At 63.0% G+C, this 23733-nt stretch carries 23 protein-coding genes; 3 read left to right on the top strand and 20 right to left on the bottom strand.

Going from position 1 to position 23733, the window contains the following annotated elements:
* The first annotated feature begins 2 nt into the window (after positions 1 to 2).
* Together H7A76_RS00780 and H7A76_RS00775 are read left to right on the top strand one after the other, a co-directional pair.
* Positions 3 to 626: a lysophospholipid acyltransferase family protein gene (locus H7A76_RS00780; RefSeq protein ID WP_185696773.1), complete on the top strand. Its 624-nt coding sequence runs from the start codon at positions 3 to 5 to the stop codon at positions 624 to 626.
* 1 nt (position 627) lies between these two features.
* Complete coding sequence (locus tag H7A76_RS00775) at positions 628 to 1560, top strand: phosphatidate cytidylyltransferase (protein ID WP_053137755.1); 933 nt, start codon at positions 628 to 630, stop codon at positions 1558 to 1560.
* Between the two features lie 60 nt (positions 1561 to 1620).
* Here the strand turns inward: H7A76_RS00775 and H7A76_RS00770 are convergent, their stop codons facing one another.
* Complete coding sequence (locus tag H7A76_RS00770; RefSeq protein ID WP_031320754.1) at positions 1621 to 2094, bottom strand: Lrp/AsnC family transcriptional regulator; 474 nt, start codon at positions 2092 to 2094, stop codon at positions 1621 to 1623.
* 145 nt (positions 2095 to 2239) lie between these two features.
* Between H7A76_RS00770 and H7A76_RS00765 the strand changes: the two genes are divergently transcribed.
* Entirely contained in the window at positions 2240 to 2869 is a 630-nt protein-coding gene (locus H7A76_RS00765) for a LysE family translocator (RefSeq protein ID WP_031320755.1), read from the top strand.
* 112 nt (positions 2870 to 2981) lie between these two features.
* Here H7A76_RS00765 and H7A76_RS00760 read toward each other — a convergent pair whose 3' ends face one another.
* The 19 genes from H7A76_RS00760 to H7A76_RS00670 all read right to left on the bottom strand — a co-directional run bounded on the left by H7A76_RS00760 (position 2982) and on the right by H7A76_RS00670 (position 23729).
* Positions 2982 to 5111, bottom strand: a complete 2130-nt coding sequence (locus tag H7A76_RS00760) for a hypothetical protein (protein WP_185696772.1) — start codon at positions 5109 to 5111, stop codon at positions 2982 to 2984.
* On the bottom strand, positions 5098 to 6300 hold the full coding sequence (locus H7A76_RS00755; RefSeq protein ID WP_185696771.1) for a DUF3142 domain-containing protein: 1203 nt from the start codon (positions 6298 to 6300) through the stop codon (positions 5098 to 5100). The genes H7A76_RS00760 and H7A76_RS00755 overlap by 14 nt, the downstream gene beginning before the upstream one ends.
* Positions 6301 to 6462: 162 nt before the next feature.
* Positions 6463 to 8505, bottom strand: coding sequence for a pyridoxamine 5'-phosphate oxidase family protein (locus tag H7A76_RS00750; protein WP_185696770.1), 2043 nt, complete (start codon positions 8503 to 8505; stop codon positions 6463 to 6465).
* Positions 8506 to 8526: 21 nt separating this feature from the next.
* Complete coding sequence (locus tag H7A76_RS00745) at positions 8527 to 9156, bottom strand: glutathione S-transferase family protein (RefSeq protein ID WP_185696769.1); 630 nt, start codon at positions 9154 to 9156, stop codon at positions 8527 to 8529.
* Between the two features lie 126 nt (positions 9157 to 9282).
* A complete protein-coding gene (locus H7A76_RS00740; RefSeq protein ID WP_185696768.1) occupies positions 9283 to 10185 on the bottom strand; it encodes a LysR family transcriptional regulator in 903 nt (300 codons plus the stop codon).
* A gap of 355 nt (positions 10186 to 10540) precedes the next feature.
* The gene (glmS, locus tag H7A76_RS00735; RefSeq protein WP_185696767.1) at positions 10541 to 12373 is read right to left on the bottom strand and encodes a glutamine--fructose-6-phosphate transaminase (isomerizing); all 1833 of its coding nucleotides are present in this window, start codon (positions 12371 to 12373) and stop codon (positions 10541 to 10543) included.
* A gap of 10 nt (positions 12374 to 12383) precedes the next feature.
* Positions 12384 to 13157, bottom strand: a complete 774-nt coding sequence (locus H7A76_RS00730; RefSeq protein ID WP_185696766.1) for a DeoR/GlpR family DNA-binding transcription regulator — start codon at positions 13155 to 13157, stop codon at positions 12384 to 12386.
* A gap of 146 nt (positions 13158 to 13303) precedes the next feature.
* On the bottom strand, positions 13304 to 14671 hold the full coding sequence (gene glmU / locus H7A76_RS00725) for a bifunctional UDP-N-acetylglucosamine diphosphorylase/glucosamine-1-phosphate N-acetyltransferase GlmU (RefSeq protein WP_185696765.1): 1368 nt from the start codon (positions 14669 to 14671) through the stop codon (positions 13304 to 13306).
* 114 nt (positions 14672 to 14785) lie between these two features.
* The gene (locus H7A76_RS00720; protein ID WP_058438442.1) at positions 14786 to 15211 is read right to left on the bottom strand and encodes a F0F1 ATP synthase subunit epsilon; all 426 of its coding nucleotides are present in this window, start codon (positions 15209 to 15211) and stop codon (positions 14786 to 14788) included.
* Between the two features lie 45 nt (positions 15212 to 15256).
* Entirely contained in the window at positions 15257 to 16633 is a 1377-nt protein-coding gene (atpD, locus tag H7A76_RS00715) for a F0F1 ATP synthase subunit beta (protein ID WP_047290153.1), read from the bottom strand.
* A gap of 27 nt (positions 16634 to 16660) precedes the next feature.
* Entirely contained in the window at positions 16661 to 17521 is an 861-nt protein-coding gene (gene atpG, locus H7A76_RS00710) for a F0F1 ATP synthase subunit gamma (protein ID WP_031320767.1), read from the bottom strand.
* 50 nt (positions 17522 to 17571) lie between these two features.
* On the bottom strand, positions 17572 to 19116 hold the full coding sequence (gene atpA, locus H7A76_RS00705) for a F0F1 ATP synthase subunit alpha (RefSeq protein WP_185696764.1): 1545 nt from the start codon (positions 19114 to 19116) through the stop codon (positions 17572 to 17574).
* Positions 19117 to 19137: 21 nt separating this feature from the next.
* Complete coding sequence (locus tag H7A76_RS00700) at positions 19138 to 19674, bottom strand: F0F1 ATP synthase subunit delta (protein WP_185696763.1); 537 nt, start codon at positions 19672 to 19674, stop codon at positions 19138 to 19140.
* Positions 19675 to 19686: 12 nt separating this feature from the next.
* Positions 19687 to 20157, bottom strand: a complete 471-nt coding sequence (locus H7A76_RS00695) for a F0F1 ATP synthase subunit B (RefSeq protein ID WP_185696762.1) — start codon at positions 20155 to 20157, stop codon at positions 19687 to 19689.
* 57 nt (positions 20158 to 20214) lie between these two features.
* The gene (gene atpE, locus H7A76_RS00690) at positions 20215 to 20472 is read right to left on the bottom strand and encodes a F0F1 ATP synthase subunit C (RefSeq protein WP_002555987.1); all 258 of its coding nucleotides are present in this window, start codon (positions 20470 to 20472) and stop codon (positions 20215 to 20217) included.
* A 132-nt stretch (positions 20473 to 20604) separates the two neighbouring features.
* Positions 20605 to 21477, bottom strand: a complete 873-nt coding sequence (gene atpB, locus H7A76_RS00685; RefSeq protein ID WP_053137789.1) for a F0F1 ATP synthase subunit A — start codon at positions 21475 to 21477, stop codon at positions 20605 to 20607.
* Positions 21478 to 21493: 16 nt separating this feature from the next.
* On the bottom strand, positions 21494 to 21901 hold the full coding sequence (locus H7A76_RS00680; protein ID WP_016964883.1) for a F0F1 ATP synthase subunit I: 408 nt from the start codon (positions 21899 to 21901) through the stop codon (positions 21494 to 21496).
* Positions 21902 to 22049: 148 nt separating this feature from the next.
* Positions 22050 to 22922, bottom strand: a complete 873-nt coding sequence (locus tag H7A76_RS00675) for a ParB/RepB/Spo0J family partition protein (RefSeq protein WP_185696761.1) — start codon at positions 22920 to 22922, stop codon at positions 22050 to 22052.
* Between the two features lie 9 nt (positions 22923 to 22931).
* Positions 22932 to 23729: a ParA family protein gene (locus H7A76_RS00670; protein ID WP_185696760.1), complete on the bottom strand. Its 798-nt coding sequence runs from the start codon at positions 23727 to 23729 to the stop codon at positions 22932 to 22934.
* Between the last annotated feature and the right edge of the window lie 4 nt (positions 23730 to 23733).

Below are 23733 nucleotides of genomic sequence, written 5' to 3'. Positions count from 1 at the left end.
CCATGTTCGAACCCCTGGTTGCCAATCTCATCACCTCCGCCGCCCGCAGCATCACCGGCGCCCGCAGCCTGTGGCTGGGCTCGGCGCCGCAGGCGGTGCAACGCATCTACTTCGCCAACCACAGCAGCCACGGCGATTTCGTGCTGCTGTGGGCCTCGCTGCCGCCGGCACTGCGACGCCTGACCCGCCCCGTGGCCGGCGCCGACTACTGGCAGAAAAGCGGCGTGCGGCGCTACATCATCAACCGGGTGTTCAACGGCGTGTTGATCGACCGCGAGCGCAAGGAGGCTGTGGATAACAATCCCCTGCAGCCGATGCTCGATGCCCTGGAGCAGGGCGATTCGCTGATCATCTTTCCCGAGGGCACACGCAACCTGGAAGACGGTCTGCTGCCGTTCAAGAGCGGCCTGTATCACCTGGCCAAGCGTTATCCACAGGTGGAGGTGATCCCGGTGTGGATCGCCAACCTCAACCGGGTCATGCCCAAGGGCCGTTTCCTGCCCTTGCCGCTGCTGTGCACCACCAGCTTTGGCGCGCCCCTGGCGGTGGAAGACGGCGAAAGCAAGGAAGACTTTCTCGAACGCAGCCGCGCCGCGCTGCTGGCCCTGGCTCCGGAGCACGCCTGAAATGGATAAGCAGACCCTGATGTTGTTCGGCGGCATTGGCGCCATCCTGGTGCTGGCCTCGCTGATCGGATTGATCCTCAAGTGGCGTACCCGGGGCAGCCCCAACCCGGTGATCGACAACCTCAACGCGCGGATCAACGCCTGGTGGGTGATGGTGCTGGTGATCGGCATCGCCTTCTGGCTCGGCACGGCGGCGGTGATCCTGCTGTTCTATGCCGTGTCGTTCTATGCCCTGCGCGAGTTCCTGACCCTGACCCCGACCCGGCGCAGCGATTACCCGGCGCTGGTGGCGGCGTTCTACCTGGCCCTGCCCCTGCAGTACCTGCTGATCTATTCGGACTGGTACGGGCTGTTCTCGATCTTCATCCCGGTGTACGTGTTCCTGCTGCTGCCGATCCTCGCCTCCCTGGGCGGCGACAGCACGCACTTCCTGGAGCGCGCCTCCAAGGTCCAGTGGGGCCTGATGATCGCGGTGTTCTGCGTATCCTTCGTCCCGGCCCTGCTGACCCTGGACATCGCCGGCTACGAGGGCCGCAACCTGTTGCTGATCGCCTACCTGGTGATCGTGGTGCAGCTTTCGGACGTGTTGCAGTACGTCTGTGGAAAACTCTTCGGCAAGCGCAAGATCGCCCCCAACCTGTCGCCGTCCAAGACCGTCGAGGGTTTTGTCGGCGGCATCCTGCTGGCCTCGCTGATCGGCGGCGCGCTGTGGTGGATCACCCCGTTCAGCATCTGGCAGTCGTTCCTCATCGCCTTGCTGATCAACCTGCTGGGCTTTGCCGGCGGCATCGTGATGTCGGCGATCAAGCGCGATCGCGGGGTCAAGGACTGGGGGCACATGATCGAAGGCCACGGTGGCATGCTCGACCGCCTGGACTCGGTGTGCTTCGCCGCGCCGATCTTCTTCCACCTGGTGCGCTACTGGTGGACCTGACCGGGCACTAGCAGCTTGCACTGTGGCGAGCGTGCGCAGGCACCCTCGCCACGAGCCAGGTCAGCCCGGCAGGTGGCCCAGCGGCAAGGGGCCTGGAGTCTTCACGGTGTGGATCGCGAAATTGCTGCGGATATCGCTGACCCCCGGGATCTTCAGCAGATGGCCGGTAAGAAAGCGGTCGTAACCCCGCAGGTCGGGCACCACCACTTGCAGCAGGAAGTCCGACTCGCCGGATACCAGGAATGCCGAGATCACCTCCGGCAACTGCAACACGGCCTGGCGGAAGGCTTCGGCTTCCGCATCGTTGTGCCGCTCGACCTTGACCCCGACGAACACCGTCAGCCCAAGCCCCACTTCATCCCGGGCCAGGACCGCCTGGTAGCCGCGGATCACCCCGGCCTCCTCCAGCATCCGCACCCGGCGCAGGCAGGGCGATGGCGACAGGCCGATCTCCTCCGCCAGTTGCACATTGCTCAGGCGACCGTCGCGCTGCAGGGCGGCGAGGATCTTGCGGTCATAGGCGTCGAGTTTGATGTTTGGCATATTCGGCTGGTCCTTTGGCTGAATCCTGGAAGATTATGCCAACTTCCGCTTATTTGCTGGCTGATTACGCAAGCACCTGCCCTGCCCTCCAGCCCTAAACTGTGGGCACCGACTCGACAACGAATGGGGGTGCAAGGTGGCGCAACTGTGGATGTTTTTCCTGGCCCTGGCGGTGGTCTACCTGCTGCCCGGGCCCGACATGATCCTGCTGTTGCAGACCGGCGCCCGCCAGGGCAAGGCCCAGGCATTGGCCACGGCCCTGGGCCTGGCCATCTCCCGGGGCTGCCATGTGGCCCTGGCGGCCCTGGGGTTGGCGGCGCTGTTCAAGGCCGCGCCCTGGACCTTCGACGTGGTGCGCCTGGCCGGCGCGGCCTACCTGCTGTGGATCGGCATCCAGTGCCTGAGGAGCAACCTGCTGCCCGCGCTGGACGGCAGCGGCGCGGCGGCCACGCCCTTGCGCTGGCGCCAGGCGATCCAGCGCGGGGTGCTGACCAACCTGCTGAACCCCAAGGCCCTGCTGTTCTGCTCGGTGCTGTTGCCGCAGTTCGTCGACCCCCAGGCCGGGGCGGTGGCGCCGCAATTCATCACCCTGGGCGTGTTGCTGGTGGGCGTCGGTGGGCTGTTCGACTGCTGCTACGCCCTGGCCGGCGCCGGGCTGGGCCGCTGGATGCAACGCAGCCCTTCGGCGCAACGCCTGCAGCAATGGCTGTTCGGCAGCCTGCTGATCGGCTTCGCCCTGCGCCTGACCTTCGTCCAGCAAGCCTGATTTGTCCGCAGACCGTAGGACCTGACCTGGCGGCTCGTGCCGAGCCGTGCGCAGCACCCGTAACACCAGGCACCGCGATCCATCAGGCATACCGCGCAACCCGGTCTGGCGGCTACGCCTTGCGGCGGCGGATCAGGTAGGCGCCGCCCAGCAGCAGGAGCGCCGCGCCACCGACGGCGGCCAGCTTGTGCTGCCCAAGGCTGGAGCGGACCGCGTCGATCCATTGGGTCACATAGCGTTTGTTGGCACTGCCGAAGTCCGGCTCCTGGCAGTTCATGCCGAAGTTGCCGGCCCACTCCACGAACGGCCCGTGTTCCACGTAGCGCTTGTAGTAGTCGATCTCCAGGTCCGAGCCCCGGGTCCAGCGTGCGGCCTTGCACAGCACCGCGGCGAAGGCCTGGCTGGTGTGCGGCAGGTAATCCGCCGCGCGGTTGCCCAGCTCCCCGGCTACGTAGCGGTAGTGGTAGCGCACATCGGGCTCGGCGGTACTGGCCTGCTGGCGCTGCACTTCGTCGGCGCTAAGGAAAGGACCGGCCTGTACCGGTGGGATCTCCAGGCTATAGCTGCCCCAGAGGCTGTGGTAATCCGGCCCCATCTCGTAGCCGAGGATCTCCATGCCCGAGGTCCGCGCCAGCTGGCCGGCCTGGTAGTAGGCCTCGGCACGGCGCGTCGGCAGCCAGGCCGACTCGGCCCGCTGGCGATACTCGCCGTAGGCCTTGGCGATGGCCTGGCGTTCGGGACTGTCGAAATAGCCCCAGCCTTCCTGGTAACGGCCTTCGCGCAGCAGGCGTCGCCCCAGCAGCTCGCGCAGCTGCGCGGCGATCGGCAAGTGCTCGTAGTAGTCGTCCGCCTGCTTGGGCGTCGGTGGCGGCGCCGGGACCTGGGCGTCGACGAAACGCTTGAGCTCATCTACGGTCAGCACCCGCTCCGCGACGGTCGCCGCGTCGTGCCAGTAGATCTCGCCACTGCGGTAGAGCAACTCGAACGCCTGCACGTAGTCGCCACGTTCCAGGGCCAGCACCGCGCTTTCGCCTTCCACCCGGCAGCCCGGCTTGAGGTCTTCGTAGTTGCCGTCGTAGTCGCCGCGAAAGCCCCAGCTCTCATCCCGGGGGAAGGCCGCGGAGGCCTTGGCGTAGGCGGCCGCGGCGGCCACCTTGTCGCCGTCGCGCACGGCCATCTTGGCCCGCAGCCACCAGGCCAGGCCACCCTCGCCGGCGTGCTCGAGCAAGAGCTTGGTGGTGGCGAAGTCGCCATTCTGGTAATTCAGTGCCGACAGCCGGTCGGCATTGTCGAAACTGCCGGCGGTGCCCTGGCTCAAGAGCTTGATCAGGTTGCGTTCGGCGTCCGGTCTTTCGCCAAAGGACCAGCCCTGGTGGGACACCAGCGAAGCGGTGAGCAGGCGCGCCACCGCAGGCTTCTTGAGCTGCTCCAGCAACTGCTCGTCCGGCAGGCTGCCCAGCTCGTTCACCACTTGTTTCAGGGAGCTGTAGCCGACCTCCGAACCCTGCAGGCTCTGGCTGGCATACAGGTCGATGGCCTGGCTCCAGTCACCCTGGTCCTTGAGGATCCGGGCCTCTTCGCCGAGGCTGGCGATGCCCAGTTCCAGCGGGTCGCTGAAGCCGTCGATGCTCAGCTGGCGCGCCTGGATGAACGCCTGGCGCGCCGCCTGCAAGGTCTCGCGCCGGCCCTGCTCGTCCAGTTCGTTGGCTTCTTCATGGATGGACCTCAAGGCCCGGCCCAGGGAATAGGCGGCCCAGGTACTGCGCAATGCGCGCTGTTGAGTCGGCAGCTCCAGCACCTTGCGGAAATACTCAACGGCCAGTTGGCTGTCCCCGGCATTGAAAGCCACCGCACCGGCGGTATAGAGGCGGATCTCGGCCGGCAAGCTGGCGCCCTGCTGCTCGGCGGCGCGTCCGTCGTCGAGCTTGCGCAACTGGCCGACCAGGGTCCGCTGCGCCTCGTCCAGTCCCTGTCGTTCCGCCCAGTTGCGCTGCTGCACCTCGTAGCTCTCGGGCAGGCTGTAGTCGGAATTGAAGGCGTCCTTGGCCACCGGCTTGAGCCCGGCAACGGCCTGGCCCAGGCGGCTGATCTCGAACTTGAAGCTGCCTTCGGGCAGTTCCGCCAGGGTTTGCGGACGGTCTCCCAGCAGGCGCATGGGGAAAGTCGGCCCGCACGCCAGGGCCGGAGCCAGGGGCAGGAACAGACTCAGGCACAACAGGTGGCGAGATCTAGGGACGAACATGCACAGCTCCTTGGTCAATTTTCGTACAGCGGGCCCAACCCACGGCCCGGGTGCCACCTGCCGCCAGGCGGCCGGCCTGCTGGCGGGTCAGTAGCAGCTGGCCGTCGCGCAACTGGGCGGTATAGCCACCCAGCCCGTCGAATCCGTCGCATTGGGCAACGGCCAGGGACAGTTGTTCAGGCAGGGGACGGTCGAGGTTGCCCGAGTTGTTCAAGCGTATGTCGAACAAGCCATCCTGCTCAGTCAGGCCGATGTCCAGCCGGCTGGCCAGTACCTCGCCCCGGGCCACCGCCTTGAGGGTGTCCAGGCTCCAGGCCCGGACATCGCCCTTGAGCGGCAGGCGAAACCAGATCAAGCCGGCCAGGTGCGCTGGCGGGTCGTTGCGCAGGGTCTTGGCCAGCAGACTCAGTTGTTCGGGGTCGGCCACCAGTTCGCGACGTTCGCCGCGCTGGGCGATGGGCGCCTCGCTCTCCACCAGCGGCGCGCCCTCGCCACCTGCCAGCAGGGCCACGCCATAGGCGGGTAGAGCCAGGTAGAAGGGTTTGTCGGTGACCTGCGCCCAGCCTCGGGCCCATTGCTCGGCTTGCCCAGGGTCGAACAGGCCCTTGCGCGGGTCGCTCACTGCATGCACCTGGAGCACGCTGCCATCGACCTGGGCCAACAGCCTCGGCAGTTCAGAGCTGCCAAGCCAGGCCGGAAGCGCGGTGATGCTCAGGGCCAGGGGCGCCGGTAACTGGGCCCGCAAGCGCGCCAGCAACGCGGTATAACCCGGTAGCCGCGCGGTGGCGGCATCGTGATCGATCTCCAGGCCAGCCAGGACCAGGCCCTGCCCTTGCCAATCGGCCAGCAGTTGCTGCACCTGGGCGAGGATTTCGTCCTGATCCAGAGAGGGCAATTGCCCGTCGAGGCGAACCACCGCGATCAGCCGACGGCCATCCTGGCGCAGCACATCGGCATCGATCCGCGCCCGGCTCCAGCCCGCCTGTGGAAAAGCCTGCAAGGCCAACACCCGGACTGTGGAAAAGTCTGCCCGGGATCCTGCCAGGGCCGCAGCGTGGGCGGGGGTCCACTGCCGTTGCCAGATGTACAGCTGCTGATCCAGCGCGGGCGCCTGCTCCTGGCGGCAGGCGCTGAGCGACAGCCCGCAAAGGAGCACGGCACAAAGACAGAGCAGAACCCGGTGGAGCATGGATCGTTGATTCCCTTTAACGCTGAAAACCCTGGAACATCGCCGGGTCGATAGGCCCGGCAACCGCCACTCGCAGCCCGCGGCAGCGGCGAGAAAATTCGCGTCAGCCTACGCAGGGGGCGGGTTGGCGGCAATCGTCGGGGGAGGATTTTTTTCTTCGCTCTACAGGTCCAGCACCAGGGGTGTCGATAAGTTATCCACAACAGCCGGAACGGCGCAGCAGATCAGCACTTGCCCGGCTTCCGGCAGCTGCGCGGGGGGCTGTGGATAATTGACCCGGCCACTGAGCAGGCGGGTCTGGCAGGTGCCACAGGAGCCCCCCCGGCAACTGAATTCCGGGTGCAGGCCGGCGCGTTCCGCCAGTTGCAGCAGGCTGCCGCTGGCAGGTTGCCAGTGATGTACCAGGCCAGAACGCGCAAAGCGCACCGGCACCGTGCTCGTGGCCGCTGCCGGCTGCTGCAACGGCACGGCCTGGGGATCGGGCCGCCGACGCAGGGTCGAGGGGCCAAAGGTTTCGGCATGGATCTGCCGATCGTCGATATCCAGGTCGCGCAACTGGTCGTACAGCGCCTGGGTGAAGGCCCCGGGACCACACAGCACGAAGTCCACGGCGTCGTAGTCATCCAGTGGCAGATGTTCCAGCACTAGCCGGGTGTCGATCCGCCCCTGCCGATCGAAGGCCACGCCCGGCTGCGCCGTCGCTTCCGGCTGGCTAAGCAGGCGCAGTACCTGCAGCGCCTCCCCGGCTTGCTCGCCGAGGGTTCGCAGCTCCTCGGCAAAGGGCTGTTCGGCCAGAGTGCGCGAGCCCAGGAACAACCAGGTGGGGCGCATGCGCCGGGTGCGCAGGCCTTGGTAGACCACCTCCCGCAGCATCGACAGCAAGGGGGTGATGCCCACCCCGGCCGCCAGCAGTACCAGCGGTCGCAGCCCTTGGGGTTCGATGCTGAACTGGCCCTGGGGCGCCCTGGCGTGCAGCAGGTCGCCCACCTCGACCTTATCGTGCAGGTAGCTGGATACCCGCCCCTCGCGCTTGACGCTGATGCGCAAGAACCCATCGGACGGGGCGCAGGACAGGCTGTAGGTGCGGATCAGCGGCTGCGGGTCGAGCCCGATCCGCAGCGGCAGGTGCTGGCCGGGCAGGAAAGGCGGCAAGCCCGCGCCGTCCGCCGGTTCCAGGTAGAACGAACGGATGCTGTGGCTTTCATCCTCGATCCGCACCACCCGCAGCGGCCGCCATTGCTGGCCCAGGGCCTGGGCCCGCAGGCGCGCCTCGGCCTGGGGCCAGGAGCCGGTCAGCAGGCTGTTGGGGGACACTCCGCGCAACGGCCCACGCAGGGACAAGGCCGCCGGGCGCCGCACCATGCGCTCCACCTGGACCCGCCACAGCCGCTCGGCCCCCTGGAAGGCACTGACCAGTGGGTCGTCGAGGATGATCTGGGTGGACCCGGTGAGCTGCAGCAGCTCGCCGCTGTGGAAATCGATGAACAACAGGCCGGCCCGAGGGTTGAGCAGCAGGTTGCCCAGGGTATTGAAATGCAGGTTGCCGGCGAAATCCGGGATGGTCAGGCAATCGCCCTCGACCCGGACGAAACCGGCCTGGCCGCCCCGGTGGGACACATCCACCGAACGCTGGCCCTCCAGGTCCACGTAGCTGGCGACGAAAAAGGTATCGGCGGCAGCGATCAGCGCCCGCGCGCCATCGTCCAGGCCCTGGTGATGCTGGGCCGGGCGGCTGGCTGGATCGTCCAGCGGCACCCGTTGCAGCTCGCGCAGCTGGATGTACTGCGGGCAGTTGCCGAAGGACTGCCGCACCCTCACCTCGAACCCTTGGGCGTCGAGGGTGGCGATCTGTCCATTGAGACGGTTACGCCGCCGGGTGTGCAGCTCGATCCCCAACAGGCCCAGCGCCGCTCCCTCGTGCAGCTGCAACGGGTCATCGGCGGCCGGCAGGCTGTCCAGGCGCAGCCGGGTGTCCTGCGGGGCCCGGGCAAAACCGGGCGGCCCTTCGAGAAGGCTCGCCCAGGGGCTGCCGTCGGCATCCACCGCGCCCACCAGGATGAACGGCAGCTGTTGATAGAACTGCCGATGCTGGTCGGGCATGGCCTGGCGGATGACCTTGGCCCCGAAGGCTTCCATGCGCTCGGCCACCCCGGCCTGGGCCTGCAACTGCCGTTCACCGGCGTGCCAGGGCGACTGGGTGCTCATGCAAACCTCCCTCGGGGCGCCTCAGGCGCTTTTCAGGCCCGCCGCCGTGGATGGCATGGCAACGAAACCCGGCAGGGCTTCGATGCGTTCCAGCCAGGCACGCACATGGGGGTAGTCGGCCAGGGACACGTTGCCCTCCGGCGCGTGGGCGATGTAGCTGTAGCCGGCGACATCGGCGATGGTCGCCTGTTGGCCGACCAGGAACGGCCTGCCGGCCAGTTCCTGATCCATGACCTTGAGCAGGACATGGGCGCGGGCGATGACTTCCTCGGGGTTGAAGGTCGCGCCGAATACGGTGATCAAGCGTGCCGCCGCCGGCCCGAAGGCGATCGGCCCCGCGGCCACCGACAGCCAGCGCTGCACCTGCGCCGCTCCTGCTGGATCGGTGGGCAGCCAGCGGCCATCGCCATAGCGTTGCGCCAGGTACACCAGGATCGCGTTGGAGTCGGCGATCACCACGCCTTGGTCGTCGATGACCGGCACCTGGCCAAAGGCGTTGAGGGCCAGGAACTCGGGCTGCTTGTGGGCGCCCTTGGCCAGGTCGATGAAAATCGTTTCGACCGGCAATTCCAACAGGGACAGCATCAGTTCGACGCGGTGGGCATGGCCGGAGCGGGGAAAGTTGTAGAACTTGATGGCGGGCTGGGACATGGACGACTCCACGGGCAGGTGCACGGCCGAAGCGCCGCGCTGGAGGGGCTATCTTCCTGCCGGGACAAAAACAACAGAATCACCAGAAAACACAAACCATCATTTCATTGAGTGAAACAATCTCGCTCAAGGATTGAGCGATGGATGCTCGCGCAGGGCCTGCACTGCGAAATCGACGAAGCTGCGCACCCGCGCCGGCGCCTTGCGCCCGCCCTGGTACACCACATGGATGGGCAAGGGAGGCTGCTCGAAGGCCTCGAGGACGATTTCCAACTGCCCCGCCGCGACCTTGTCGGCCACTTGGTAGGACAGCACCCGGGTCAGGCCCAGCCCCAGGCTGGCGGCGGTAATGGCGGCCTGGCTGGCGCTCACCAGCAAGCGAGGCTCGGGGCGGATGCTCAAGGCGCGACCGGCGACGTTGAACTGCCAGTTGCGCGCCTGGCCAATGGAAGACGGCGCGATCACCGGCGCCTGGCGCAGATCTTCGGGGTGCTGCGGCCGACCATGGCTGGCCAGGAATGCCGCAGAGGCGCAGATCACCCGGCGTACCTGGCCGACGCGGATACTGTGCTGGCCGCTGTCCGGCAACTCGCCGATGCGTACCGCCACGTCGATGCCCTCGTCCACCATGTTGGCCATCCGATCCACCAACAGGGCATTGACGCTGACCTGTGGATAACGTTGCAGGTAGCGCACCAGCAGCGGGGTGACGAAGAGTTCGCCGAACAGCACCGGCGCAGTCAGGCTCAGTTGGCCCCGGGGCTGGGCATGAATGCCGGCAGCCGAGGCCTCGGCATCCTGGACCTCGGCGAGAATGCGCCGGCAATCCTCCAGGTAGCGTTGCCCGGCTTCGCTCAGGTGCACATTGCGCGTGGTACGCACCAGCAACTGGGTGCCGATGCGTTGCTCAAGGGCCGCCACGGCCCGGGTGACGCTGGCCGCCGACAGGTTCAGGCGCCGCGCCGCGGCAGCGAACCCCTGCTCCTGGGCGACACAGACGAACACCTGCATTTCCTGAAATCTGTCCATGGCCTATCTCGAATGGCGGCGCCCAGCCGACAGGCGCCACGAGCCAGCAGCATAATCCACCGCCATGGCGTCAGGGGGCGCACCAGGTCTGCACATCGTGCCGATGGAATCCCGGGCACCTGCGGGGAAGGTGTGTAGTTTTTTCGAAAACTCGACACAAGTCGATCCTGATCGATCAGGTCTTTCGGCAACGGCCGGCGACGGGTGAGCCTGTGTACCGGCGTGGAAGCGTTGGGCCCAGTGAAAAAACCTGCGGGGGGCAAAGTTGCGCGGACAAAAAAGGGAGCCTGGACAGGCTCCCTGTTGGTTGCGGCAGTGGCCGTTATCTACAGCCGGGTGCCCAACTGTGGATAACTCACTCCACGGTCACCGACTTGGCCAGGTTGCGTGGCTGGTCGACGTCGGTGCCCTTGAGCACGGCTACGTAGTAAGACAGCAGCTGCAACGGGATGGTGTAGAGGATCGGCGAGAGGATGTCGTGGATATGCGGCATGTGGATAACATGGGTGCCCTCACCGTTGGTCATGCCCGACTTCTCGTCGGCGAACACGACCAATTCACCGCCACGGGCACGGACTTCCTGCAGGTTGGACTTGAGCTTCTCCAGCAGTTCGTTGTTCGGCGCCACGGTGACCACCGGCATGTCGTTATCCACAAGGGCCAGCGGACCGTGCTTGAGCTCACCGGCCGGGTAGGCTTCGGCGTGGATATAGGAAATTTCCTTGAGCTTCAGGGAGCCTTCCATCGCTACCGGGTACTGGGCGCCACGACCGAGGAACAGGGTGTGGTGCTTGTCGGCGAACAGCTCGGCGGTCTTCTCCACCACGCTGTCCATGGCCAGGGCTTCACCCAGGCGGATCGGCAAGCGCCGCAGCTCTTCCACCAGCTCGGCTTCGACGCCGGCTGCCAGGGTGCCACGTACCTGGCCCAGGGACAGGGTCAACAGCAGCAGGCTCACCAGTTGCGTGGTGAAGGCCTTGGTGGAGGCCACGCCGATTTCGCGACCGGCCTGGGTCAGCAGGGTCAGGTCCGATTCACGCACCAGCGAGCTGATGCCGACGTTGCAGATCGCCAGGCTGGCGAGGAAGCCCAGCTCCTTGGCATTGCGCAGAGCGGCCAACGTGTCGGCGGTTTCGCCGGACTGGGAGATGGTCACGAACAGGGTGTCGGGCTGCACCACCACCTTGCGGTAGCGGAACTCGCTGGCCACTTCCACCTGGCAGGGGATGCCGGCCAGTTCTTCCAGCCAGTAACGGGCGACCATGCCGGCGTGGTAACTGGTGCCGCAGGCGACGATCTGCACATTGCGCACCTTGGCGAACAACTCGGCGGCCTGGGGACCGAAGGCCTGGACCAGTACCTGGTTGCTGCTCAGGCGACCTTCCAGGGTGCGTTGCACCACCGATGGCTGCTCGTGGATTTCCTTGAGCATGTAGTGGCGGTATTCGCCCTTATCCGCCGCTTCGGCACCATCGCGGTACTGCACCGCCTCGCGTTCCACGGCCTTGCCGTCGATGTCCCAGATTTGCACGCTGTCGCGGCGGATCTCGGCGATATCGCCTTCTTCCAGGTACATGAAGCGGTCGGTGACCTGGCGCAGGGCCAGTTGGTCGGACGCCAGGAAGTTCTCCCCCAGGCCCAGGCCGATCACCAGCGGGCTGCCGCTACGGGCCGCCACGAGGCGATCCGGCTGGCTGGCGCTGATCACGGCAAGGCCATAGGCACCGTGCAGTTCCTTGACGGTGGCCTTGAGCGCCACGGTCAGGTCGCCCAGGTCCTTGAGCTTGTGGTTCAGCAGGTGGGCGATGACTTCGGTATCGGTGTCCGAGGTGAATTCGTAGCCCTGGGCCTTGAGTTGTCCGCGCAGGGCTTCGTGGTTCTCGATGATGCCGTTGTGCACCACCGCCAGATCACCGGAGAAATGCGGGTGGGCATTGCGCTCGCAAGGCGCGCCGTGGGTGGCCCAACGGGTGTGGGCGATGCCCAGGCGGCCCACCAGCGGCTCGCCAGCCAGGGCTTGTTCCAGCTCGGCGACCTTGCCCGGGCGGCGCATGCGCTCGAGCTTGCCGGTATTGGTGAAAACCGCCACGCCGGCGCTGTCGTAGCCGCGGTATTCGAGGCGCTTGAGGCCTTCCAGCAAAATGGCGGTGATATTGCGTTCAGCAACGGCGCCAACAATTCCACACATGGTATTTCTCCTAGCTGACAGCCGCGCAAATCAGAGTTATGCCGCGGGCCTGGATCTGGTCGCGGACCTCGAGAGGCAGGCGATCGTCGGTAATGAGGGTATGGACGCTGCTCCACGGCAGCTCCAGGTTGGGAATCTTGCGGCCGATCTTGTCGGATTCGACCATCACGACAACTTCACGGGCCACCTCGGCCATCACTCGGCTCAGGCCCAGCAATTCGTTGAAGGTGGTGGTACCACGGGCCAGGTCGATGCCATCGGCACCGATGAACAGTTGATCGAAGTCGTAGGAGCGCAGGACCTGCTCGGCCACCTGGCCCTGGAAGGACTCGGAGTGCGGGTCCCAGGTGCCGCCGGTCATCAACAGCACCGGCTCGTGTTCCAGTTCGCTCAGGGCGTTGGCCACGTTCAGCGAGTTGGTCATGACCACCAGGCCCGGCTGCTGGCCGAGTTCGGGAATCATGGCCGCGGTGGTGCTGCCGCTGTCGATGATGATGCGCGCATGTTCACGAATACGTTGTACCGCCGCCCGGGCAATCGCTTGCTTGTGGCGGGATACCGGCTGGCCGAGGTCGCTGACCAGTTCCTGGGGCATGGTGATCGCCCCGCCATAACGGCGCAGCAGCAGGCCATTGCTTTCCAGGGCCGCGAGGTCCTTACGAATCGTAACTTCAGAGGTTTCGAAACGCTTGGCCAACTCATCCACGCTCACCTCGCCTTGTTCATTGAGCAAGGCCAGGATGTTGTGACGGCGCTGGGGAGTGTTGCGTTTCGATATGAGCATTTAAGTTTCGATTCGAAAGATAACGTTGGCAATAAAAACCCATGATCGAAACTTCGTCAAGCACGCGCACATAAAAAACCGGCCCTTGCTGTTCAACTGCAGGGGCCGGTTGATGCTGCATGGGTCATCCGTGCTTGTGGATAACCTCAGCTCTTGCTGATTTTCTGTGGCCGCTTCCAGCCATCGATGTTCTTCTGCCGCGCCCGACCCACGGCCAGTTGCGCTGGCGAGACATCCTGGGTGATGGTGGACCCGGCGGCGGTAGTGGCCCCGGAAGAGATATCCACAGGCGCCACCAGGGAGTTGTTGGAGCCGATGAACACGTCTTCGCCCAGCACCGTCTTGTGCTTGTTCACCCCGTCATAGTTGCAGGTGATGGTGCCGGCACCGATGTTGGTACGCGCGCCGATCACCGCGTCGCCCAGGTAGCTCAGGTGGCCGGCCTTGGCCCCGTGGCCCAGGTGGGCGTTCTTCAGCTCGACGAAGTTACCCACATGGGCACGAGCCTCCAGCACACTGCCGGGCCGCAGGCGGGCGAACGGGCCGGCATCGCTGCCCTCGCCCATCACCGCGCCGTCGATATGGCTGTTGGCCTTGATCACCACGCCCTTGCGCAGGGTGCTGTCCTTGATCACGCAGTTGGGGCCGATCACCACGTCGTCTTCGATGACCACCCGGCCTTCGAGGATGACGTTGATATCGATCAGCACGTCGCGCCCGACCGTCACCTCGCCACGCACATCGAAACGCGCCGGATCGCGCAGGGTCACGCCCTGGGCCATCAGGCGGCGGGCGGCGCGCAGCTGGTAGTGGCGCTCCAGCTCCGAGAGTTGCTTGCGATCGTTGGCGCCCTGCACTTCCATGGCGTCCAGGGGCTGCTCGGTGGCAACCACCAGGCCATCGCTGACCGCCATGGCGATCACGTCGGTCAGGTAGTACTCACCCTGGGCGTTGTTGTTCGAAAGACGGCTGGTCCAATCGCCGAGGCGCTTGCCGGGCACGGCGAGAATGCCGGTATTGCCTTCGGTGATGGCGCGCTGGGCTTCGTTGGCATCCTTCTGCTCGACGATGGCCGCAACCTTGCCATTGGCGTCACGCACGATTCGCCCGTAGCCGGTAGGGTCGTCCAGCTCGACGGTGAGCAGGCCCAGTTGCTCGGGGCCGGCCTGCTTGAGCAGGCGCTGCAGGGTCTGGACCTCGATCAGCGGTACATCGCCGTAGAGGATCAGCACGGTATCGGCCTGGATGAAGGGCACGGCCTGGGCCACTGCATGGCCGGTGCCGAGCTGCTTGTCCTGCAACACGAAATTCAGGTCGTCGGCGGCCAGGCGCTCGCGCACCGCATCCGCGCCGTGGCCGATCACCACGTGGATGCGCTGTGGATCGAGCTGGCGGGCGCTGTGGATAACATGTCCGAGCATGGAGTTGCCAGCGACCGGGTGAAGGACCTTGGGCAGTGCCGAACGCATGCGCGTGCCCTGGCCTGCTGCGAGGATAACGATTTCGAGAGACATGACTGGCTACCAATCCTGGGTGGTCCGCGAGTGTGACCAAGAGGGGAGAATGCGGAAAATAAAAAGGGTAGCCGAGGCTACCCTTTTTAATCAATCACACAAAAAGCCTGCGGCTTAGCCGCCGAACTTCTTGCGGATCTGCTGGACGGTACGCAGCTGGGCTGCGGCCTCGGCCAGACGTGCAGCGGCAGATCCGTAGTCGAAATCTGCGCCTTTTTCATTCAGGGCCTTCTCAGCAGCCTTGACGGCTTCCTGAGCGGAGGCTTCGTCCAGGTCGGCAGCGCGTTGCACGGTGTCGGCAAGAACCTTGACCATGTTCGGCTGAACCTCGAGGAAACCACCGGAGATGTAGAACACCTCGGTTTCCCCGCCCTGCTTGATCAAGCGGATCGGACCTGGCTTCAGGTTGGTGATCAGCGGCGCGTGACCCAGAGCGATACCAAGATCACCCAGTTCACCGTGCGCAACCACCATCTCCACCAGACCGGAGAAGATTTCCCCTTCCGCGCTGACGATATCGCAATGGACTGTCATAGCCATCTGCTTGCCTCAACCTAAATTAGCGCCCGTTGCCGGGCGCCGGGATTACAGTTTCTTGGCTTTCTCGATCGCTTCGTCGATGCCGCCGACCATGTAGAACGCTTGTTCCGGCAGATGGTCGTAGTCACCGTTGAGGATGCCTTTGAAGCCAGCGATGGTGTCTTTCAGGGAAACGTACTTACCTGGAGAACCAGTGAAGACTTCAGCCACGAAGAACGGCTGCGACAAGAAGCGCTGGATCTTACGAGCGCGGGATACCAACTGCTTGTCGGCTTCCGACAGCTCGTCCATGCCCAGGATCGCGATGATGTCCTTCAGCTCTTTGTAACGCTGCAGTACGTACTGAACGCCGCGAGCGGTCTCGTAGTGCTCGTTGCCGATCACGTTCGGGTCCAGCTGACGGGAGGTCGAGTCCAGTGGGTCTACCGCTGGGTAGATACCCAGGGAAGCGATGTCACGGGACAGAACGACGGTGGCGTCCAAGTGGGCGAAGGTGGTCGCTGGCGACGGGTCGGTCAGGTCGTCCGCCGGTACGTATACCGCTTGGATCGAGGTGATCGAACCTTGCTTGGTCGAAGTGATGCGCTCTTGCAGCACGCCCATCTCTTCAGCCAGGGTCGGCTGGTAACCTACTGCCGAAGGCATACGGCCCAGCAGTGCGGATACTTCGGTACCGGCCAGGGTGTAACGGTAGATGTTGTCGACGAACAGCAGAACGTCGTTACCTTCGTCACGGAACTTCTCGGCCATGGTCAGGCCGGTCAGCGCTACGCGCAGACGGTTTCCTGGTGGCTCGTTCATCTGACCGTAGACCAGGGCAACCTTGTCCAGAACGTTGGAATCCTTCATCTCGTGGTAGAAGTCGTTACCCTCACGAGTACGCTCACCCACACCGGCGAACACGGAATAACCGCTGTGCTCGATGGCGATGTTACGGATCAGTTCCATCATGTTTACGGTCTTGCCCACACCGGCACCACCGAACAGACCTACTTTACCGCCCTTGGCGAACGGGCAAACCAGGTCGATTACCTTGATCCCGGTTTCCAGCAGGTCGTTGCCGCCTGCCTGCTCCGCGAAGGAAGGAGCGGCGCGGTGGATACCCCAGCGCTCTTCTTCGCCGATCGGGCCGGCTTCGTCGATTGGGTTGCCCAGTACGTCCATGATCCGGCCCAGGGTCGCTTTACCGACCGGTACGGAGATGGCTGCGCCAGTGTTGTTGACGTCCAGACCGCGCTTCAAGCCTTCGGTGGAGCCCATCGCAATGGTACGCACCACGCCGTCGCCCAGCTGCTGCTGAACTTCCAGAGTGGTTTCGGCGCCTTGAACCTTCAAGGCGTCGTAGATGCTCGGTACGCTGTCGCGTGGAAATTCCACGTCGATAACGGCGCCGATGATTTGAACGATACGTCCGCTACTCATAGCTGGATCCTCTGAATATTTGAACCGTTAAACCGCGGCAGCGCCGCCGACGATTTCCGAGATCTCTTGGGTGATCGCAGCCTGACGCGCCTTGTTGTAGATCAGCTGCAAATCGCTGATCAAATCACCGGCGTTGTCGGTGGCGTTCTTCATTGCAATCATCCGCGCGGCTTGTTCAGCTGCGTTGTTCTCGACCACCGCCTGGTAGACCTGCGACTCCACGTAACGGACCATCAAGCCGTCCAGCAGCTCCTTGGCATCCGGTTCGTAGAGATAGTCCCAGTGGTGCTTGAGTTCTTGATCCGGGGTTGCCTCCAGTGGAATCAACTGCTCCACGGTCGGCTGCTGGGTCATGGTGTTGACGAACTTGTTGGATACCACGGACAGGCGGTCGATCCGGCCTTCCAGGTAAGCATCCAGCATCACCTTGACACTGCCGATCAGGTCATTGATCGACGGCTCTTCACCCAGGTGGCTGATAGCTGCAACGACGTTACCGCCGAAGTTGCGGAAGAAGGCCGCACCCTTGCTACCGACCACGCACAGATCGATCTCGACGCCTTGTTCGCGGTTTACCGCCATGTCCTTGACCAGGGCCTTGAACAGGTTGGTGTTCAAGCCACCACACAGACCACGGTCACTGCTCACCACGATATAACCGACGCGCTTGATGGCGCGGTCGATCATGAACGGGTGACGATATTCCGGGTTGGCGTTGGCCAGATGACCAATAACCTGGCGGATGCGCTCCGCATAAGGACGGCTAGCTGCCATGCGCATTTGTGCCTTGCGCATTTTGCTGACCGCCACTTTTTCCATGGCGCTGGTAATTTTTTGCGTGCTTTTGATGCTCGCAATCTTACTGCGAATCTCTTTTGCGCCTGCCATGTAACACCTATCAGGTTAGCAAGCGGGAGCCTTGCGGCTCCCGCTGCGGCTTACCAGGTTTGGGTGGCCTTGAACTTCTCGATACCGGCTTTGAGGCCAGCGTCGATTTCGTCATTGAAGTCACCCTTCACGTTGATCTTCGCCATCAGGTCGGCGTGATCGCGGTTGAAGTAAGCAATCAGCGCTTGTTCGAAGCTACCGATCTTGGCGATTTCGACGTCAGTCAGGAACCCACGCTCAGCGGCATACAGCGACAGCGACATGTCAGCGATGGACATTGGCGCGTATTGCTTCTGCTTCATCAGCTCGGTAACGCGCTGACCGTGTTCAAGTTGCTTGCGGGTCGCTTCGTCCAGGTCAGAAGCGAACTGGGCGAATGCCGCCAGTTCACGGTACTGAGCCAGGGCGGTACGGATACCACCGGACAGCTTCTTGATGATCTTGGTCTGAGCGGCACCACCTACACGGGATACCGAAACACCGGCGTTAACTGCAGGGCGGATGCCCGAGTTGAACATGGCCGATTCCAGGAAGATCTGACCGTCGGTGATGGAGATCACGTTGGTCGGAACGAACGCGGAAACGTCGCCAGCCTGGGTTTCGATGATCGGCAGGGCGGTCAGGGAACCGGTCTTGCCAGTCACTGCGCCATTGGTGAACTTCTCTACGTACTCTTCCGAAACGCGGGAAGCGCGCTCCAGCAGACGGGAGTGGAGATAGAACACGTCGCCTGGGTAGGCTTCACGTCCTGGTGGACGACGCAGCAGCAGGGAGATCTGGCGATAAGCCACGGCCTGCTTGGACAGATCGTCATAAACGATCAGCGCGTCTTCACCACGGTCGCGGAAGTATTCGCCCATGGTGCAACCGGAGTACGGAGCCAGGAACTGCAGGGCAGCCGATTCGGAAGCGCTGGCAGCCACGATGATGGTGTTGGCCAGGGCGCCGTTTTCTTCCAGCTTGCGAACCACGTTGGCAATGGTCGATTGCTTCTGACCAACGGCTACGTAGACGCAGAAGATACCGCTGTTCTTCTGGTTGATGATCGCGTCGATCGCCATGGCGGTCTTACCGATCTGGCGGTCACCGATGATCAGCTCACGCTGGCCACGGCCGACTGGGATCATGGCGTCAACGGCCTTGTAGCCAGTCTGTACAGGCTGGTCTACCGACTTACGCCAGATCACGCCTGGAGCAACTTTCTCGACCGCGTCGGTCTCGGTGTTGTTCAGCGGACCTTTACCGTCGACTGGGTTACCCAGTGCGTCGACTACGCGACCCAGCAGTTCCTTACCCACTGGAACTTCGAGGATGCGGCCAGTGCACTTGGCGCTCATGCCTTCGGCCAGAGTGGTGTATGCGCCCAGTACCACGGCACCTACAGAGTCTTGCTCGAGGTTGAGGGCCATACCGTAGACGCCGCCCGGAAACTCGATCATCTCGCCGTACATGACGTCGGCCAGACCGTGAATCCGCACGATACCGTCAGAAACGCTGACGACAGTGCCTTCGTTACGGGCTTGGGAGGTCACATCGAGCTTTTCGATGCGGCCCTTGATAATTTCACTTATTTCGGAAGGATTGAGTTGCTGCATTGCTCTGCTGCCCCTTCAAACTCAAGATTTCAATGCTTCGGCAAGGTTCGCGAGTTTGCCGCGAATCGAGCCATCGATAACCAGGTCGCCGGCGCGGATCACGACGCCACCAATCAGGCTGGCATCCTCCGCAGCGTGCAGGCGCACTTCCCGGCCGAGCCGTGCACTGAGAACCGTGGCGAGTTTGTCTTGCTGTTCTTGGTTCAATGCAAAAGCACTGGTCACATCCACGTCCACCGACTTCTCTTGCTCGGCCTTGTACAGGTCGAACAGAGCGGAGATCTCCGGCAACAGCAGGAGACGATCGTTCTCGGCGGCAACTTGAATGAAATTCTGTGCCTGTGCATCAAACTTGTCGCCACACACTTCGATAAAAGTGTTGGCCTTTTCTGCGCTCGTCAGTCGCGGGGCCTTAAGCACGCGCTGCATGGTGTCATCTTGTGACACCGCTGCAGCCAGGCCGAGCATGGCTGACCAAGAGGCCAGCTGCTGGTGGGCCTGAGCGTGCTCGAAGGCCGCCTTAGCGTAAGGTCGGGCCAACGTGGTCAGTTCTGCCATGATCGCCCTCGCTTAAATTTCAGCAGCCAGTTTGTTAACCAGGTCTGCGTGCGCGTTTTGATCGATTGTGGCGCCCAGGATCTTCTCTGCACCATTGACTGCCAGGCTACCCAGTTGGGCGCGCAGCGCGTCTTTGACGCTGTTCAGTTCCTGTTCGATCTCGGCCTGAGCCTGAGCCTTCACGCGTTCAGCTTCGACACGGGCCTGTTCACGGGCTTCGTCGACGATCTGAGAACCGCGCTTCTTGGCTTGCTCGATGATTTCAGCTGCCTGAGCTTTGGCTTCGCGCAGTTGCTGACCCGCTTTATCTTGGGCCAGTTCCAGGTCACGAGCTGCTCGGCTGGCAGCGTCCAGTCCATCCGCGATCTTCTTTTGACGTTCGTGCAGAGCTGCAATGACCGGAGGCCAAATGAACTTCATGCAGAACAGTACAAAAATTAAGAACGCAACGGACTGGCCAATCAGGGTTGCATTAATGTTCACGCCAACACCTCGCTCGTTCGTTGTCCGTCACACCAATCAACTCGAATACTCGAGTGATTAGCCAGCGAGTTGACCAACGAAGGGGTTCGCGAAGGTGAAGAACAGAGCGATACCAACACCGATCATGGTTACGGCGTCGAGCAGACCGGCAACGATGAACATCTTAACTTGCAGCATTGGAACCATTTCTGGCTGACGCGCAGCGCCTTCCAGGAACTTGCCGCCCAGCAGGCCGAAACCAATTGCGGTACCCAGTGCGCCCAGGCCGATCAACAGTGCAACAGCGATAGCGGTTAGACCAACTACAGTTTCCATCTTTCCTCCCGACTTTTACGTCGTATGGTTTAGGTTTTTTAGATTAAAGCGGTAAAACAAATCGTTTCATCGTGCCCGAGATGGGCCCCTCCCGCCGCAACGAGAGGGACATCAGACTAGTCGAGACTGGTCTTAATGATTCTCTTCGTGAGCCATCGACAGGTAGACGATGGTCAGCATCATGAAGATGAAAGCCTGCAAGGTGATGATCAGGATGTGGAACACGGCCCACGCCCATTGCAGAACCACACCCATGCCGCTGAGCCACAGCAGGCCGCTGCCGAACATCACGGCAATCAGGATGAACACCAGCTCGCCGGCGTACATGTTGCCGAACAGACGCAGTGCCAGGGAGATCGGCTTGGCTACCAGGGTCACGAACTCCAGCAGGAAGTTCACTGGAATCAGCAGGGCCTGGACCAGGATGTTCTTGCTACCGAACGGATGCAGGGTCAGTTCACCGATGAAGCCGCCGATGCCCTTGACCTTGATGCTGTAGAAGATGATCAACGCGAATACCGACAGGGCCATGCCCAGGGTAGCGTTCGGGTCAGTGGTGGAAACGGCACGGAATGGAATGTGCGGGTCGCCGGAAATCAGCATCGCCAGTTGCGGGATCCAGTCCACAGGAACCAGGTCAATAGCGTTCATCAGGAACACCCAGACGAAGATGGTCAGAGCCAGCGGTGCGATGACCGGGCTGCGACCGTGGAAGCTGTCCTTCACGCTGCCATCGACGAAGCCGACCATCACTTCGACGAAGTTCTGCAAAGCGCCCGGCACGCCGGAAGTCGCCTTCTTGGCCGCCATGCGGAACAGAAGAATGAAGATCACACCCAGTGCGACAGACCAGCCGAGGGTATCGACGTGGAATGCCCAGAAGCCCATTTCCTTGGCTTCTGCTGCGGAGTGGGCAAAACCCCAGCTCCCATTGGGTAGCTGACCGAAGGTCAGGTTCTGCAAGTGGTGCTGGATATAGCCCGAAGCGGTTGTTTCTGCTGACATGGTTGCCTCAAACGCCCTAAGGTCTCGAAAGTCTTGTTCTCATTAGCAGGGGAGCGAACCAGCTGACCAGCTGGGTCAGCACGAAGACGCCGAATACTGCCAGCGGCGCCAAAGGCTTCACACCTGCAAACGTCAGCGCGAACAGCACTGCCGTCAAAATCAATTTGCCCGCCTCGCCGGCATAAAAAGACCGGACGATGGCTTGGGCCGCTCGGGCGCCGGAAAACCGAAATGCCCTGTGAGCGAAATACACATTGGGTAGCAAGGCTATCAGCCCTCCGCAAAGGCCTGAATATCCGGCTACGACTCCACGCCATTGCCAAAGCGCCAGAGCGGCTATCAGTAAAATGACCAACTGAGCCAGTAAAACCGGGAAAACCGCCAAGCGATGGAACGGCAGGCGGTTTGGCGTGCGGGTTTCCATCGCTCTTGCTCCTCAAGGGTCGGCTGCCAGAATTCTGTGACTTGGCATAATTTGTGCCGACAAAATGCGCGCAGAGTATAGGGGCGGTTCAGCCCCTATTCAACTGCCGGGTAGTGATTTCCGACTGCGCGCTACACAAGGAAATGTTTCAACGGATGTGAGCGAGGACGCCCTGCAGCTCATCCAGGGAGTTGTAGCCGATCACCAGCTGCCCCTTGCCCTTCTTGCCGTGGCGAATCTGCACCGCAGAGCCTAGGCGCTCGGCCAAACGCTGCTCCAGGCGAGCGATATCCGGATCGGGCTTGACCGGTTCAGCAGGCTCTTGCTTGCCGCTGAGCCACTGGCGAACCAAGGCCTCGGTCTGACGCACCGTCAGGCCTCGTGCGACAACGTGTCGCGCCCCTTCAACCTGTTGATTTTCCGGCAATCCAAGCAATGCGCGGGCATGTCCCATTTCCAGGTCGCCATGGGACAACATGGTCTTGATCACCTCGGGCAGGGAGATCAGGCGCAACAGGTTGGCCACGCTGACGCGGGACTTGCCCACGGCTTCGGCAACCTGTTGCTGGGTCAGCTGGAACTCCTGCTGCAGGCGCTGCAGGGCCAGTGCTTCCTCGATGGGATTGAGATCTTCACGCTGGATGTTCTCGATCAGCGCCAGGGCAATGGCGGTTTCATCCGGCACATCGCGGACCACCGCCGGAATGGTTTCCTGGCCAGCCTGCTGGCTGGCGCGCCAGCGGCGTTCACCGGCGATGATTTCAAACCGACCGGCGCCGATGGGGCGCACCACGATGGGCTGCATCACTCCCTGGGTCCTGATCGAATTCGCCAGTTCCTCCAGCGCTTGCGGGTCCATGTCCCGACGGGGCTGGTACTTGCCACGCTGGATCAGGTCCAGCGGCAGGTGTTGCAGTTCACGCTGGTCGACCTGCGCGGCTTGTTCTTCCAGGGCGCTGACAGTCGGACCACTCAACAGTGCATCCAGTCCACGTCCGAGACCACGTTTCTTGACGGCCATGGGGATTCCTTAAGTTGGCTGGGCGGCTGCGATGCGCGCTTGTCTACGTTGCCGGCGAACCATCTCGCCGGCCAGGGCCAGGTAGGCCAATGCGCCGCGGGATTGCTTGTCGTACGCCAATGCCGGCATGCCGTAGCTCGGCGCCTCGGCCAGGCGGATGTTGCGCGGGATCACGGTGTCGTACAGCTGATCGCCGAAGTGTTCCTTGAGCTGCGCGGAAACATCGTTCATCAGGCTCAGGCGCGGGTCGAACATGGTGCGCAGCAAGCCTTCGATCTTCAGCTCGGGATTGAGCAGTTCACCGATGCGCTTGATGTTATCCACAAGGTCGCTCAAGCCTTCCAGTGCGTAATACTCGCACTGCATGGGGATGATGACGCCATCGGCAGCCACCAGGGCGTTGAGGGTCAGCATCGACAGCGACGGCGGGCAATCGATCAGGATGTAGTCATAGTTCTCGCGGATCGGGGCCAGGGCACTGCGCAGCCGACTTTCCTTCATCTGCATTTCCAGCAGGACCACTTCCGCCGCGGTCAGGTCGCGGTTGGCCGGCAACAGCTGGTAGCCGCCGTGTTCGGAAAAGTGCATGGCCTGGGCCAGGTCGCACTCGCCGATCAGCAAGTCGTAGACCGAGTTTTCCAGGCCATGTTTATCCACACCGCTCCCCATGGTGGCGTTGCCCTGTGGATCAAGGTCGATCAGCAGCACCCGGCGCTTGGTCGCTACCAGGGATGCCGCGAGGTTGATGCAGGTGGTGGTCTTGCCCACACCACCTTTCTGGTTCGCTATCGCGAATACCTTAGCCATTCTT

Origin of the sequence: Pseudomonas sp. MSSRFD41 (genome assembly GCF_014230245.1) — a bacterium.
In the GTDB taxonomy this organism is placed as follows: domain Bacteria; phylum Pseudomonadota; class Gammaproteobacteria; order Pseudomonadales; family Pseudomonadaceae; genus Aquipseudomonas; species Aquipseudomonas piscis.
This window is presented reverse-complemented; position numbering and strand designations above follow the sequence as displayed.

Coding starts and splice junctions, on each gene's coding strand:
- H7A76_RS00670 (WP_185696760.1), bottom strand. CDS start 23,729: ATGGCTAAGGTATTCGCGATAGCGAACCAGAAAGGTGGTGTGGGCAAG.
- atpB (WP_053137789.1), bottom strand. CDS start 21,477: ATGTCAGCAGAAACAACCGCTTCGGGCTATATCCAGCACCACTTGCAG.
- H7A76_RS00730 (WP_185696766.1), bottom strand. CDS start 13,157: ATGCTCATATCGAAACGCAACACTCCCCAGCGCCGTCACAACATCCTG.
- H7A76_RS00780 (WP_185696773.1), top strand. CDS start 3: ATGTTCGAACCCCTGGTTGCCAATCTCATCACCTCCGCCGCCCGCAGC.
- atpE (WP_002555987.1), bottom strand. CDS start 20,472: ATGGAAACTGTAGTTGGTCTAACCGCTATCGCTGTTGCACTGTTGATC.
- atpG (WP_031320767.1), bottom strand. CDS start 17,521: ATGGCAGGCGCAAAAGAGATTCGCAGTAAGATTGCGAGCATCAAAAGC.
- H7A76_RS00775 (WP_053137755.1), top strand. CDS start 628: ATGGATAAGCAGACCCTGATGTTGTTCGGCGGCATTGGCGCCATCCTG.
- H7A76_RS00720 (WP_058438442.1), bottom strand. CDS start 15,211: ATGGCTATGACAGTCCATTGCGATATCGTCAGCGCGGAAGGGGAAATC.
- glmU (WP_185696765.1), bottom strand. CDS start 14,671: ATGTCTCTCGAAATCGTTATCCTCGCAGCAGGCCAGGGCACGCGCATG.
- H7A76_RS00675 (WP_185696761.1), bottom strand. CDS start 22,922: ATGGCCGTCAAGAAACGTGGTCTCGGACGTGGACTGGATGCACTGTTG.
- H7A76_RS00750 (WP_185696770.1), bottom strand. CDS start 8,505: ATGAGCACCCAGTCGCCCTGGCACGCCGGTGAACGGCAGTTGCAGGCC.
- atpD (WP_047290153.1), bottom strand. CDS start 16,633: ATGAGTAGCGGACGTATCGTTCAAATCATCGGCGCCGTTATCGACGTG.
- H7A76_RS00700 (WP_185696763.1), bottom strand. CDS start 19,674: ATGGCAGAACTGACCACGTTGGCCCGACCTTACGCTAAGGCGGCCTTC.
- H7A76_RS00740 (WP_185696768.1), bottom strand. CDS start 10,185: ATGGACAGATTTCAGGAAATGCAGGTGTTCGTCTGTGTCGCCCAGGAG.
- glmS (WP_185696767.1), bottom strand. CDS start 12,373: ATGTGTGGAATTGTTGGCGCCGTTGCTGAACGCAATATCACCGCCATT.
- H7A76_RS00755 (WP_185696771.1), bottom strand. CDS start 6,300: ATGCTCCACCGGGTTCTGCTCTGTCTTTGTGCCGTGCTCCTTTGCGGG.
- H7A76_RS00680 (WP_016964883.1), bottom strand. CDS start 21,901: ATGGAAACCCGCACGCCAAACCGCCTGCCGTTCCATCGCTTGGCGGTT.
- H7A76_RS00760 (WP_185696772.1), bottom strand. CDS start 5,111: ATGTTCGTCCCTAGATCTCGCCACCTGTTGTGCCTGAGTCTGTTCCTG.
- H7A76_RS00745 (WP_185696769.1), bottom strand. CDS start 9,156: ATGTCCCAGCCCGCCATCAAGTTCTACAACTTTCCCCGCTCCGGCCAT.
- atpA (WP_185696764.1), bottom strand. CDS start 19,116: ATGCAGCAACTCAATCCTTCCGAAATAAGTGAAATTATCAAGGGCCGC.